This is a genomic window from Treponema sp. OMZ 855, assembly GCF_024181145.1.
In the GTDB taxonomy this organism is placed as follows: Bacteria; Spirochaetota; Spirochaetia; order Treponematales; family Treponemataceae; genus Treponema.
In genome coordinates, this window is record NZ_CP051194.1 from 2,025,726 (window position 1) to 2,039,997 (window position 14,272).

The 14,272-nt window shown below is 47.1% G+C and carries 11 protein-coding genes; 3 read left to right on the forward strand and 8 right to left on the reverse strand.

Annotated elements, in window-relative coordinates; all coding sequences use genetic code 11:
• Window positions 1–52 precede the first annotated feature (52 nt).
• From E4N65_RS09095 to E4N65_RS09105, 3 genes are all read right to left on the reverse strand, one after another.
• On the reverse strand, window positions 53–1,981 hold the full coding sequence (locus E4N65_RS09095; protein WP_253672914.1) for a DNA topoisomerase IV subunit A: 1,929 nt from the start codon (window positions 1,979–1,981) through the stop codon (window positions 53–55).
• Window positions 1,982–2,047: 66 nt separating this feature from the next.
• Window positions 2,048–3,256 carry a peptidase T gene (pepT, locus tag E4N65_RS09100; RefSeq protein ID WP_253672916.1) on the reverse strand — a complete coding sequence of 403 codons (1,209 nt, stop codon included), beginning with the start codon at window positions 3,254–3,256 and terminating at the stop codon, window positions 2,048–2,050.
• Window positions 3,257–3,283: 27 nt separating this feature from the next.
• Entirely contained in the window at window positions 3,284–5,071 is a 1,788-nt protein-coding gene (locus E4N65_RS09105) for a DEAD/DEAH box helicase (protein WP_253672917.1), read from the reverse strand.
• A gap of 223 nt (window positions 5,072–5,294) precedes the next feature.
• Between E4N65_RS09105 and nifJ the strand changes: the two genes are divergently transcribed.
• Window positions 5,295–8,849, forward strand: a complete 3,555-nt coding sequence (gene nifJ / locus E4N65_RS09110) for a pyruvate:ferredoxin (flavodoxin) oxidoreductase (RefSeq protein WP_044015211.1) — start codon at window positions 5,295–5,297, stop codon at window positions 8,847–8,849.
• Window positions 8,850–9,063: 214 nt separating this feature from the next.
• On the opposite strand, the gene E4N65_RS09115 is transcribed toward nifJ, so the two are convergent.
• On the reverse strand, window positions 9,064–9,837 hold the full coding sequence (locus E4N65_RS09115) for a TPM domain-containing protein (RefSeq protein ID WP_253672919.1): 774 nt from the start codon (window positions 9,835–9,837) through the stop codon (window positions 9,064–9,066).
• 225 nt (window positions 9,838–10,062) lie between these two features.
• On the opposite strand from E4N65_RS09115, the gene E4N65_RS09120 reads away from it, so the two are divergent.
• Complete coding sequence (locus E4N65_RS09120; protein ID WP_158506661.1) at window positions 10,063–10,212, forward strand: hypothetical protein; 150 nt, start codon at window positions 10,063–10,065, stop codon at window positions 10,210–10,212.
• A 303-nt stretch (window positions 10,213–10,515) separates the two neighbouring features.
• Here the strand turns inward: E4N65_RS09120 and E4N65_RS09125 are convergent, their stop codons facing one another.
• The 4 genes from E4N65_RS09125 to E4N65_RS12250 form a co-directional block, all read right to left on the reverse strand.
• Window positions 10,516–11,424, reverse strand: a complete 909-nt coding sequence (locus E4N65_RS09125) for a radical SAM mobile pair protein B (RefSeq protein WP_044015209.1) — start codon at window positions 11,422–11,424, stop codon at window positions 10,516–10,518.
• Window positions 11,412–12,101, reverse strand: a complete 690-nt coding sequence (locus tag E4N65_RS09130; RefSeq protein WP_044015207.1) for a radical SAM mobile pair protein A — start codon at window positions 12,099–12,101, stop codon at window positions 11,412–11,414. The genes E4N65_RS09125 and E4N65_RS09130 overlap by 13 nt, the downstream gene beginning before the upstream one ends.
• Window positions 12,098–12,535 (reverse strand): radical SAM mobile pair system MarR family transcriptional regulator, encoded by a 438-nt coding sequence (locus tag E4N65_RS09135; RefSeq protein ID WP_016518098.1) that lies wholly within the window; start codon window positions 12,533–12,535, stop codon window positions 12,098–12,100. The genes E4N65_RS09130 and E4N65_RS09135 overlap by 4 nt, the downstream gene beginning before the upstream one ends.
• Window positions 12,536–12,694: 159 nt before the next feature.
• Window positions 12,695–12,997: a recombinase zinc ribbon domain-containing protein gene (locus E4N65_RS12250; RefSeq protein ID WP_200877784.1), complete on the reverse strand. Its 303-nt coding sequence runs from the start codon at window positions 12,995–12,997 to the stop codon at window positions 12,695–12,697.
• A 140-nt stretch (window positions 12,998–13,137) separates the two neighbouring features.
• On the opposite strand from E4N65_RS12250, the gene E4N65_RS09140 reads away from it, so the two are divergent.
• The gene (locus E4N65_RS09140) at window positions 13,138–14,253 is read left to right on the forward strand and encodes a hypothetical protein (protein ID WP_044015202.1); all 1,116 of its coding nucleotides are present in this window, start codon (window positions 13,138–13,140) and stop codon (window positions 14,251–14,253) included.
• Window positions 14,254–14,272: the final 19 nt, after the last annotated feature.

A 14,272-nucleotide genomic window follows, 5' to 3' on the forward strand; every position in this document is an offset into this window, starting at 1 on the left:
CCCCTACAAGGTACTAGACATCTCTAAAAACTCACGTTTCTAGAGGTTTTCCTCACTTTTTACTATTTTTTTTCGTTACCGGAGCCGCAGCTTCCGCTTCCCGTTCTGCAAGCCGTACCCCCTGCGCTTTTAATCCCTTTTCCGGATAATCCGCGGTTTTAAAGCGTGCTTCGGTTTTCTTTGTTCGAGGCTTGGGCGTATATTGCACCGTAAACTCGAAATTTTCAGCCGTACTTGCGTAGAGCACAGTTGCCGTATCCGGTACAAACAGGTAATCACGGTTCAATATATAAGATTCAACCCGTGCCCGTTTGATATACGGATACTGTGTTTTCTCATCTTTATAAATAACCGTAAAGAGGATTTGTGACAATAATTCTTTTTCCGCAAAGCCGCAATACCACATACCGGTGTCGACAAAAAGCCGGTCGGGTACGTCCATAACGGTGTACACCCCGCTTTTGCGTAGGATAAAAATGCGGTCATACGGCGAAACTTTGAGTATTTCTTTTCCGGTAGTCACGGCAGTGCCGAGGTATCCGGTCGCTTCATCATAGCGGAGCGACAGGTCGCGGTTTACCGCTTCTTTTACGTCCACTTTGGTAAAGCCGGTAATCTCCGTTTTGCGCGCCGTAATTTCAGGCGGCAACTTTGCAAGGATTCCGTCAAGGACGCTGAGCGCATATTTTTTAAGGTTCTTTAAAAGGCGGGCCATCTCTTTAAGACGGGCGGAAATTTCCTGCACCTCGGCACGGTTTTTTTGAATATCGTAGAGCGAAATACGCCGAATGGGGATTTTGAGGAGCCGGTCTACATCGTCTTCCGTTACTTCCCGTATCAGCTCTGCTTTGAACGGTTCAAAACCTTTGATAACCGCCTTAATGACCGACTCGGCGGTTTTCATCGTTTCAATCTTTTTATAAATCCGCTCTTCGATAAATATCCGCTCAAGTGTTCTGAGGTGCAGCCGGTCGGTCAGCATCTCCTGCTCATATAAAAGTTCATCTTTCAGCAAAGCGGTCAGCTGTTTTGCGTGGGTTTTAATCACCTCGGTAACAGTCGTTTGAACCGGCAGATTGTCTTGAATGACCAGCAAATTACAGGAGATCGATTGCTCACAGTCGGTAAAGGCATAGAGCGCATCGACAACATCCGCTGCGTACACGCCGCGCGGCAGCTTGAGTTCTATTTCTACTTGTTCCGCCGTATAGTCGTTAATTTCCGAAATTTTTACCTTTCCCGACTTCGACGCCGATTCTATCGAAGCGATGAGGCTTTCGGTAGTGCTGCCGAAGGGGAGTTCGCGGATAACAATCCGTTTGTCGTCGGAGGTGTCCAACTTTGCCCGCACCAGCACCTTGCCCTTGCCGTCCTGATACTCGGACACGTCGATAAGTCCGCCGGTCTGAAAGTCGGGATAGAGCGTAAAGGATTTACCGGAAAGGCAGGCTTTTTCCGCCTCGATGATTTCGCGGATATTATGCGGAAGTATCTTGGTAGACATACCGACGGCAATACCTTCCGCCCCGATGAGCAGTACGACAGGCAGTTTGGCGCGGAATACAACCGGCTCTTTATTTCTGCCGTCATAAGAAGGAACATATCGCGTAATATGGGGATTAAACAGGATATCTTTTGCAAATTCGGTGATGCGGCATTCGATATACCGCGGGGCGGAGGCTTCGTCCCCCGTAAAGAGGTTGCCGAAGTTCCCTTGCTTGTCGATAAAGAGGCTTTTATTGGCGAGTACCGTCAATGCGTTTCCGATGGAAGCGTCCCCGTGCGGGTGATACTTCATACAGTAGCCGACGACATTGGCAACCTTATGGAACTTTCCGTCATCCATCTCAAAAAGAGAATGCAGAATACGCCGTTGTACCGGCTTTAAACCGTCCTCTACGTCGGGAATTGCACGGTCACGGATAACATAACTGGCATACTCTAAAAAATTCGTATTAAATAAACTTTCTACATAATCCATACAAGGTTGTTAAGCATAGCGGAAAAACCCGACATTGTCCAGATTTAGAAAAATCGGAAAGCCTATTTACCCTACGGCATTTTCGATAATACGGATGAGTAAATCGATCCCTTTATAGATGGAGCTTACGGGGATGCACTCAAAACGGCCGTGGAAGTTAAAGCCGCCGGCAAAGATGTTTGGGCAAGGCAGTCCCATAAACGAAAGCCGTGCGCCGTCTGTTCCGCCGCGGATGGGGTGGATAATCGGCGTGATGCCGATCTCTTCCATAGACTTCTTCGCAAGGTCGATAATTTCGATATGCGGTTCAATTTGTCCGCGCATATTATAGTAGCTGTCTGTAATGGAAAGCGTGATGATGGCGCCGTATTTTGTGTTCAAAAAAGCAACGGCATTCCGCAGCAGCGTTTTCTTTTGCTCGAATTTGTCGGTAGAATGGTCGCGGATGATATACGACATGGACGTGTGATCCACTGCGCCGTTAAGGTGAGTAAGCAGAAAAAAGCCTTCATACCCTTCCGTATATTCGGGCTTTTGTTCCACGGGCAGCATAGCGTCCAGCTCGCCGGCAACCCGCAGCGAATTGATCATGATATTCTTTGCCGTGCCCGGATGGACGTTTTTCCCTTGAATTTCGATTTTCGCACTTGCGGCATTAAAGTTTTCGTATTCAAGCTCGCCGATTTCTCCACCGTCGATGGTATACGCAAAATCCGCTCCGAATTTTTTTACATCGAAGAGGTCTGCACCTCTGCCGATTTCCTCGTCGGGGGTAAAGCCGATTTTAATCGTACCGTGCTGCACCTGCGGGTTGTCGCGGAGGTATTCAACCATTCCCATGATGATGGTGATGCCCGATTTATCATCCGCGCCCAAAAGCGTGGTACCGTCAGTGGTGATAATGTCTTCGCCGATAAGCTTGTTGAGGAACGGAAATTCCTTTACTGTCAGCGAATAGGTTTCGTTCAGTTTAATATCGCCGCCTGTGTAGTGCACAATCTGCGGGTTGACGCATTTTCCGTCCAAGTCGGGCGCGGTATCCATGTGTGCAATAAATCCGATGACCGGCGCTTTTTTATCGGTGTTGGCAGGGATTGTTCCGTAGACATATCCGTGCGCATCCTGTTCGGCATCGGCTACGCCCAGCTCGTGCAATTCCTGCACCAACATCTTTCCAAGCTCAAGCTGTCCCTTGGTGCTGGGACATTCGGGATTATCTTCATTCGATTTGGTATCGACTGCAATGTATTTAAAAAAGCGTTTTACTGCATCCATAACATATTCCTCCTTATTCCTTGCCGCTTACTTTCCGGTAAACAGTTTTTTCAGCATACCGAATATACCTGTTTTTTGTTTGACCGGCTGGGCTTGTGCCGAAGACTGTACCGGCGCCTTTCCGGTTCGGCTCCGCGGTTCCGGCATTCGGTCTTGGTTAGGCCGTCTCTTTTGCTTTGCCCCCTGCCGTGTATCGCCTGTTTGGGACGGAACGTATTTATCACCCTTGCGCCGCTTTTTCTCAGGCTGCCCCTGACGGTTTTTAGTGCGGTTTGCGGTTGCTCCCGCCTTTCCTTTCTTGTCGGCAGCGGGCTGAGCATTGCGACTTTCTTTGGCGCTTTCGGCACCCTCGTTGGGATCCGCAAGGGCGGCGCTCTCCTGTGCGGCAAGTTTTTTTCCGTACTGTTTTTTGTAGTATGCCATCCGCTCTTCAAAGCTCAAGCCGCCGAGTGAGTCGGCAGATTTTCTATCGGTTTTGTCTTCTCCCTGCGTGCCTTTCTTTTTACGCTTTGAATCGGCAAGCCGGGATGCAGGTTTTGCTGTTTTAGCGCTGCGTCGGGAGTCTTTCTCATCCCGCCTCGATTTTTCACCGGGGCGCGGCTTGCGTCCGAACCGTCCGCCGGATCGTTCTTCGTCAAAGGAATCGCGGTCAAGCCGTATATACTGATCGGCGCTGCGGTCTTTTTCAAAATCCTCTTCACCGGGGATAACAACCGGTATCTTTGCTTCTATATACTTCTCTATATCGGGGAGGTTGTACACATCCTGTTCCGAGCAAAGGCTGTACGCAGCGCCGGTCTTTCCCGCCCGCGCCGTTCTGCCGATTCGGTGCACGTAGTTCTCCGCCTCATTCGGAAGGTCGTAGTTGATAACCATTGCGAGGTCATTGATGTCGATTCCCCGCGCCGCGACATCGGTTGCAACCAAACAGCTGAGTTTACCCGCCTTAAACGAATCGATAATATGCAGCCGCTTCGGTTGGGGCAAATCGCCGATGAGGAACTCCGTTGCGTAGCCGTTAATGCGCAGCCGTTTTGCAACAATCTCCGTTGTCTTTTTGGTATTGCAGAAGATGATGGCATTCTCCGGTTTTTCGTTACGCAAGATACCGAGCAGCAGGGACATCTTTTGCTCCGCAGCCACGTGGAACAGCTTCTGATTGATTTCATCAACCGTCACATTATCCGCATCGATGGTGATTTCTTTTGCATCGATGGTGTATTCCCATGCGAGGTTCTTTACCCACGTATTTAAGGTCGCGCTGAACAGCATCGTTTGGCGGTCTTCCGCCTTGGACAATACCGAAAGGAGGCTGCGCAGATCGGGATAAAAGCCCATATCGAACATACGGTCCGCTTCATCAACGACTAAAAAGCCGATATGCTTCAGCTTCATGGTTTTTGATTTTTCAAGATCGATAACGCGGCCGGGGGTACCGATGATAAGGTCTACTCCGTTTTTAAGCGCTTCTTCCTGCTGTTGATATCCGACGCCGCCGTAAAAGCTCGCGGCACGGATCCCCGTATGTTTACCTAATTTAAGCGCTTCTTCTTCAACTTGAACGGCAAGTTCCCGCGTGGGAACAAGAATCAAAGCGGGGCGGCGGTCTTCGGTTCCTGCAGCAAGCATCCGCTGCATCAGCGTTACCAGATACGCAGCTGTTTTTCCCGTACCTGTTTGAGATTGTACATAAAGATCGGAACCGTCCATTCCTGCGGAAAACACCTGCTCTTGAACCGGAGTGCATTCAATATAACCGGCTTCTTCAAGCCCCTGTAAAAGATGAGAATCTAGATTACAATTAGAAAAATTCATTTGCCGATAAGTATAGCACACGGGCGCCGTTATGAATAGCGGATTAAAAGATTTTTACCCCGATAAAACTCTGTTCAAAATGCATTTAAACGACAAAAAGAAACTATCATCCAAGTCTTGCACTTTTTGCATTAAAAGACTATGCTGTTTGCAAATCGGATATATTATATTGAATAATATAGTATACACACCTATTCACACCATACTTTAGAAGGACGATACTATGCCTGAAAAAAACCTCGTAATGATTGACGGTAATACTGCCGCCGGTCACGTTGCGCATGCGCTCAGCGAAGTTATCGCAATTTATCCTATCACGCCGTCAAGCCCGATGGGGGAAGTTGCTGATGAGTATTCCGCCCACGGAAAAACCAATATCTGGGGAACCGTGCCGCAAGTTGTCGAATTGCAATCCGAAGGAGGAGCTTCCGGCGCTGTTCACGGTGCATTAACCACGGGAGCGCTCTCTTCAACCTTTACCGCATCACAGGGTCTCTTACTGATGATCCCCAATATGTACAAAATTGCCGGTGAGCTTACCAGCACGGTGTTCCACGTTGCAGCCCGAGCCTTGGCAACCAGCGCTCTTTCCATCTTCGGCGACCATCAGGACGTTATGGCATGCCGCCAAACCGGTTGGGCAATGCTTGCTTCCAATTCCGTACAGGAAGTTATGGATCTCGCGATTATCGCTCATACTGCGACGCTCGAAGCGCGCGTTCCGTTCCTCCACTTCTTCGACGGTTTTAGAACCTCCCACGAAATTCAGAAGATTGAAGAAGTTTCGCAGGATGTGATGCGTCAGATGATCAATGATGATCTGGTACGCGCACACCGTCTCCGCGGCTTAACACCCGAAAAACCGATGATCCGCGGAACTGCTCAGAACCCTGACGTATACTTCCAAGCGCGCGAAGCAGTCAATAAATACTATCTGGCAACCCCCGAAATCGTGCAGCGGGTTATGGATAAATATGCAGCCTTGACCGGACGCGCTTATCACCTGTTCGACTATTACGGCGATCCCAATGCTGAATCGGTCATCATTCTGATGGGTTCCGGTGCTGACACGGTAGAAGAGACCGTAGACTATCTGAATAGTCAAGGTAAAAAGTACGGCTTACTGAAAGTACGCTTATACCGCCCCTTCAGCGCGGAGGCCTTTGTAAAAGCATTGCCCGCCTCCGTACAAAACATCACGGTACTTGACCGCTCGAAAGAACCCGGCTCGCTCGGTGAAGCGCTCTACGAAGATGTACGTACCGCTATCGGCGAAATGCAATCCGCAAAGAAATGCCCCTTTACTCACTATCCCGTTATCCTCGGCGGCCGCTACGGTATGGGTTCAAAAGAATTCACCCCGGCAATGGTGAAAGCCGTATTCGATAATATGGAAGGAGAAAAGAAGAGCAACTTTGCCGTCGGTATCGAAGACGACGTAACCCATGTAAGCCTTGCCTACGACCATCACTTCCATGTTGATGATTCCGGTATGCATCAGGCTATGTTCTACGGACTCGGCTCGGACGGTACGGTCGGTGCCAACAAGAACTCCATCAAAATTATCGGTGAAGCGACCGACAACAACGCACAAGCCTATTTTGTGTACGACTCCAAGAAGTCCGGATCGATTACTACCTCGCACTTGCGCTTCGGAAAGAAAAAGATCCGCAAGCCTTACCTCGTCGGGCAGGCAGACTTTATTGCGTGCCATAAATTCACCTTCCTCGAAACGTATGATATGCTCAAGAGCCTTAAAAAAGGCGGAACCTTCCTTTTGAACAGCCACTGGAATAAGGATGAGGTATGGGAGCACCTGCCGATAGAAGTGCAGAAAGATCTTATCGCGAAAGAAGCGAAGTTCTATGTTATCGACGGTGTAAAGATTGCGGAAAAAGCAGGCATGGGCAACCGTATCAACGTTGTTATGCAAACCGCATTCTTTAAAATTTCCGGTATTTTGCCCGAAGCCGAAGCGGTAGCGCTGATTAAGAAATTTATCGAAAAATCCTACGGCAAGAAAGGGCCGGAAATTGTTCAGAAGAACATCAAGACCATCGATATGGCGCTTGAAGGCGTTGAACAGGTTACCTACCCCAAAGAAGCAAACAGCAAACTTTCGCGCCATGCCGCAATGAGTTCCGATGCGCCGGAATTTGTCCGCAAAATACTGGGCAAAATCGCTATCAATGAAGGCGATGCGGTAAAGGTAAGCGAAATTCCGGCAGACGGTACCTTCCCGACTGCAACGACTCAGTATGAAAAACGCGCAATCGCAGAACGCATCCCGATTTGGAAGAGCGAACTCTGTATCCAGTGCGGTCAGTGTACGGTTGTGTGTCCTCATGCCGTTATCCGAATGAAGGCATTCGACAAATCCAATGCCGACCGTGCGCCTTCGACATTCCGTTCCATTCCGTATAAGGGCAAGGAATTCGACAACTCGCTGTTTACTATTCAGGTTTCTCCCGAAGATTGTACGGGATGCGGTATCTGTGTCGAGCAGTGTCCTGCGAAGTCCAAGGAAAATCCCGCAGTTAAAGCAATCAATATGGAAAGCTTTGTTGAACACCGCGCCGTTGAATCGGAAAACTGGAAGTTCTTTATGAGTCTCCCCGACCCCGATACGCGCAAGGTCAACTTGAGCCAGCCGAAAGGTCTCGGTATGCGCCGTCCGCTCTTTGAGTTCTCCGGCGCCTGCGCAGGCTGCGGTGAAACGCCCTATATCGGCGTCTTATCGCAACTCTTCGGCGACCGTGCCGTTATTGCGAACGCAACCGGTTGTTCTTCCATTTACGGCGGTAACCTCCCCACAACTCCGTATGCAAAACGCGCGGACGGACGAGGCCCGGTATGGTCGAACTCCCTCTTTGAAGATGCGGCTGAATTCGGTTACGGTATGCGCTTAACCAGCGATAAACTTGCAGAATACGCACGCGAAGTTGCCGGAAAGCTCAAGGCAAAAGGTGTTGCCGTTGCCGCTATTGATAAGGTACTGGGCAATACGCAGGCTGATGATGCTGCAATCGACGAGCAGCGCGGCTTTGTCGATGAGCTGAAAAAAGAATTGGAAAAATCTTCCGACCCGCTCGCAAAAGAGCTGCTGTCCTTAACCGATCACTTTATTAAGCGTTCCGTATGGATACTCGGCGGTGACGGCTGGGCATACGATATCGGCTACGGCGGTTTGGATCATGTTCTTGCTTCCGGCAGAAACATCAATGTACTGGTTATGGATACGGAAGTATATTCCAATACCGGCGGTCAGATGTCAAAGGCTACTCAGATCGGCGCTATCGCAAAGTTTGCCGCATCCGGTAAAGAGACCAGCAAAAAAGACCTCGGTATGATGGCGATGAGCTACGGTTATGTGTATGTTGCACAGGTTTCCATGGGTGCAAATATGTCGCAGGTTATTAAAGCATTCCGTGAAGCGGAAAGCTATGACGGACCTTCGATCATCATCGCATACAGCCATTGTATCAACCACGGTATCAACATGACGAAGGGTATGTTGAACCAGAAAGAAGCTGTTGCCTGCGGTCTGTGGCCGTTGTACCGCTACGACCCGCGCTTAACCGATCAAGGTAAGAACCCCTTCCAGCTTGACAGCAAAGAGCCGGACTTTAACCTTGCAGACTTTATGTATAAAGAAGTACGCTTCAAGTCGTTAAAGAATGCAAACCCCGAACGCGCTCAAATGCTGCTTGATAAAGCGGTTGCGAAGGCGAAGCGGCGCTGGCAGGAGTATAAATATCTTGCCGATCGCCCGTTCTAAGCGGATACGGTAGAGGGTGCGGGGCTGTCGAAAAAGTAACCACCTTTTGAGACATCCCCGTACTCGGTAATATAACGCTAAAAACAAGCCGCTTACTTCCGGTTGGAGGCAAGCGGCTTTGTTATGAAAGGCACTGTAAAAGTTTTGCAGCGCCTTTTTTATTCGTGGAGAAGGACTCATCTCCGATATGCCACGCCGAAAAACACGGCGTTTCCTACCAGCCTCCCGAAGCTCCGCCACCCCCGAAACTTCCGCCGCGGCCTGCATAACCGCTGCCGCTTGAATAGCTTCTGTTTGAACCCAGACTATAACCCCTTCCGGAACCTGAAGTATAGTTTCTATTCGAACCTGAAAAATAACTTGTATAAGGACCTCTGAAACGCAACTTAATGATTAAACAAACCAACACTATCGGACTGGCAAATATCAAGACCAGCAGCGCAAATGCCAGTATTCCCGGAAGAGAGGTATTTTCATCGGTACTGTTATGCTTCATGAGGGTTTCATCTTGAAGCACGTATCCGGCGATAGTTTTTACGCCTTGAAGAATTCCGCTTCCATAATTGCCGTTTCTGAATTCGGGGCCGATGATATTGCGTATAATCCGGCCGGCATCAGCATCCGTAAGAGTTGATTCAAGCCCGTAGCCTACTTCAATACGCATTTTCCGGTCATGAGCCGCCACCAGCAATAAAACACCTGAATCATGTTCTTTAGAACCTAACTGCCAGGCCTCAGCCACACGCATCGAGTAATCTTCAAGATTTTCTCCCTCAAGTGAGGGGATCGTTAGAACGGCAATTTGGAGGTCTGATCTTTTTTCAACTTCAAAAAGGAATTCTTCTATTTTCTTTTCCTCATCGGCAAAAATAATACCGGCTAAGTCATTTACCCGTCCTTTAAGAGAGGGCACATTAAGGCCGAAAGCTTTAAACAAGATCAAAAATAAAAAACACAAGATAAATAGGCTTTTACTATTTTTTTTCAAGTCCCTTACCTCTTGCATACGCGGTTGTATTTTATTATATAAGGCAACAGGCCAAGCCGCAAGAGTATTGAGAAACCATCACCTTTCATATTTTTTTCGTTGACAAGTTTTTGAAAGCAGCGGTATAATCAACCTCATCCGGGCGCTTGAAAAACCGTTTTGAGGCTCTTAGGATGCTATAGTGTTTTTCAAAAATTTATAGGAGCTAAAAAGAAGTCTTCTAACATGAAAAAATTTGGAATTGTAGCGGTTTGTTTGTTGTTAACCGGGCTTATTGCCGGATTCGGACAGCAAAAGAAAGCGGACGATGTGCTGAGTGTTATCAATAATGCGAAAGACACAAGCATTGAACAGTTAATCGAGCGTGCAAACTGATAATAAAAAACTACAGGAAAGATACTTCAAGCCTTTTTATGTGACTTTTCGGGGCGAAAATCGGGGAAAATCCCCGTTCTAAGCCTTTCAAAAAATCACACAAGGGTTTGTACTAACCTGTGGTCATGTATGAAATCGTAGGTTTTAAGCAACAAAAAACACCGTATTGCTACGATGTTTTTCGTTGTCCATATTCTGTTCAAGATACTGGCAAATTGGAATTGTTCTAAGTCTTCTCGGTTGCACCTTCTTGCCCTTCGGACAAGGAGTCTCCCTCGTTCAAAGAGCTCGGTCAATTTCTGTTTAACGATTTCTTTTTCCGGTATTTTCTGTCCCTCGGATTTCCTCATGATAGAAATAATCCACGATCACCGGATGTCCCTGCGGGACTCTGCCATAAGGCATTTCATTATCCACAAAGGGACAATCATACTTTTTAGCCATTTCCTCAGCTTTTACTTCAAGTGCTTCAAAGTAGCTGCGGTTATGCTTGTTATAGATCTCATCGTAAAGCGGTACAAGATCAGGATATTTTCCAGCGATATAATCCATAATCGTCTTCTTGAAACCGCCCCGAAGATTGAGATTTTCGAGCCAGAACAGATCGCACTGACCCTTTACCCGCTCAAAGATCGCTTCAAAATCCGTGATACCGGGGAATACCGGGGATACGAAACAGACTGTACGGATACCTGCATCATATACCTGCTTCATAGAAGCGATACGACGCTCAATGCTCGAAGCAGAGTCCATATCGTTCTTGAAATTTTCATCCAGTGTGTTGATCGACCATGAAACGGTTACTCGTCCAAGCTTCTTCAGCAGATCAATATCCCGTACCACAAGATCAGACTTTGTGCAGATTAGAATATCTGCGTCACTGCCGATCAGCTGCTCCAGAAGTTTTCTGGTATTCCCGAATTGCTCCTCCTGTGGATTGTAGCCATCCGTCACAGAACCGATGACCACACGCTGTCCGGCATATTTCTTCGGATTTTTAATTTCCGGCCAATGCTTCACATCAAGGAAAGTGCCCCATTCCTCCTTGTGTCCGGTAAAGCGCTTCATAAAAGAAGCATAGCAATACTTGCAGGCATGTGTACAGCCTACATAGGGATTGACCGAGTAACCGCCTACCGGCAGACTGGACTTGGTCATGATGTTCTTTGTTTCCACCTCACTAATGAGGATTCCATCGATTACTTCTGCCATGATCTCTGTGCCACCAACACTTTATTGAATTCTTCCGGCATTTCCTGAATCATATTTTCATCCCCTATGATAGAGACAAGGTCTTCCTTCATAAACACCGGAATGCCGAGCGCGTGTGCCTGATCCGTCAGAGACCATGCCCACTCCGGCTCCGTATGAACCTTCCTGCTCTGAGCTCCAGTCATGGTGCCGACAACGATCCAGTTGATTCCGGAAAGACCAACTGTACCGGGATCGTCGAATAACGGCTCAAAGGTAACATGGTAGTGTTTTGCTCTGACGTTTTTCCGAAGGGCGTCAATACGCCACAGTTCTGCTTTCCTCGTTACCGTAACGCCAAACCATGCGTTTTCCAGATCGGTATCAAAATCCAGCAGATCGGGGCGCTTGGTAAGAAACAGGAACTGGTGCTGTGGATTTTCACGGATCTTTGCAAATACCTCGTCTCTCCATTCCGACTTCCATCCGGAGAGATCGCTCATGCCGGTAAGAAGAAAGTTCTGCGGACGTTTCTTTTTCATCATCTTGAGCTTACCCGGGAAGAACTCAGGAACAGCGAAATCATCAATCATATGCCAGCGCCTCACATTGTTGCGGGCATAGCAATATGCACACCCCACTGTGCAGCCGATGACGATATTCATGTTCTGAATCTGATTTTTGATACAAATACTCATGACTCCTGCCAATCCTCAAGATTCTTTCTGATGCGGTCGAGGCATTCCTCAAACCGGGTAATTTCTTCCTCCGAAAAACCTTTGTAGTAAATGCTGCCCATATCATCAGATACAGAATCGTACTCGCCCTTTAAGGCATGTGCTTTCTCAGTCAGAAACAGGAGTGTTTTCCTTTTGTCCGTTTCAGACTGAACGCGGCTTATCAGCCCTTGATTTTCCATTCTTTCCAGCATCGTCGTAAGAGAAGTTATCGCTAATCCACATTTGATCGAGAGTGACCCAATCGGGATTCCATCCTCCTGCCACAGCACATAAAGAATACGCCCCTGGGCTCCATTGAACGCATCAATATTCTTTTCACTGAGAATCTTCTCAAAGATCCGGTCTCCAAGCTGTTTTATTTTGGTAACAAGGAATCCTCCATTCATTTCCATACAAAAGATCCTATATAGTAGTTTATCAAATCATACTATATAGGAGTTTTATTGTCAACAGTTTGTATGTCTAAATAGAGGTAAATTCCGATTTGTCGTTCTTAATCAAAAGTATTATACCACTTCTTTGTAAACTTTTCCGCCCCTTCGACTATACTCTCAACTTAATGACTTCTTGAATACTTGCCGAAAAAGAAAACTGCCAGCAATTAGACAGAACTCCGATTGATTGTACTTCGGCTTTTCCTCTTGCTTGTCTTTCCAAAGGGATTGCAGTTCCAAAGCAAAGGCTTTTTCGTCATTTAGAACGAATTTTGAAAAGCGTTTAACTGCCGATAATATCAAGGCTTCAACAGTATCAGCACTAATTGTATGGGAAGTACAAGAATTAACCCTGCTTGCATACCCGCCGCAACGGTAAGAATACTGGATAGAACCATCTTTCTTCTTTGTCCAGCGTATTTTATATTTCTCGTTGACAAGTTTTTGAAAGCAGCGGTATAATTAACCCCATCCGGGCTCTTGAAAAACCGTTTTGAATCTTTCAAGGTGCCCGCTTATTTTTTCAAAAATTTGTAGGAACGAAAAAGGAGTTTTCTAACATGAAAAAATTTGGAATTGTAGCAGTTTGTTTGTTACTAATCGGGCTTATTGCCGGATGCGGACAGCAAAAAAAAGCGGACGATGTGCTGAGCGTTATCAATAATGCGAAAGACACAAGCATTGAACAGTTAATCGAGCGTGCAAAGGCGGAAACCGGTGATTTTACCGTGTACTCCACATCATCAAAAACCGATAAAACGGTCAAGGCGTTCTTTGCTAAATACGGACTGCAAGGAACCGGTTCCGGCGTAAAGCAGAGTGAAAAAGATTTCTATTCTGCTATTGAAAAGCTGATTGACGGCGGTTCGGCAGAAATTGATGCAGTCGTTACCCAGAACGGAGCTTCTTTGAGTGTTGAATTAGGCGCTGGAAATCTTATCAATTATAATCCCGTTGTACCCGGTGCAGCGAAGAGCGATATGTACGCGTTTATGTACTATTTTAAAGAATTTGCAATGGATAAAAAGTTCGATGAACAGATTACCAATGTGTGGGATTTAATCGACACCTCATCGGCAGTCTATTACCGAAAAGCGGGAGAGCCGATTAACCAGCTGTTTATGGCCGCGTTGACATCCGATGCATGGGCGCAAAAATTGTCTGCTGCCTATGACGAAAAATACGGCGCAGGAACATGTGATTCCGCTGTTGCTGCCGGAGGCTTTAAGAATGCTGGCTATTTATTTATAGACGGTTTTTTGAAAAAAGCAACCGATTACGAAAGCGAAGGTAAGATAGCATCCAAGATTGTTGTCGATGCGGAAAAGCCCGTTATCGGATTTTCTCCGGTAACAAAGTATTCAACCGGTGCAGAAGGAACATACAACAAAGTAAAATTTTTCAATAAAATGAAAGGCTTTAACGGTTATGCGTATAAATTTTATACGCAGATTGCAAAAACAACCGACCGTCCGTATACGGCGATGCTCTTTATTAACTATCTGTCAACGGCAGAAGGCATTGCGAACTATCAGGAAGGGAATGGGGTGTATTCTACAAATAACACGGTACAGCAGGATATAGATTCGTTACTCGACGGATTTGTACTGGAAAATTATGCCGATATAAAATCCGATTGGGCATCGATTGTCAAACTTCTTGAAGGGTATAATTGATCCGGTTTGTATCTTGTAT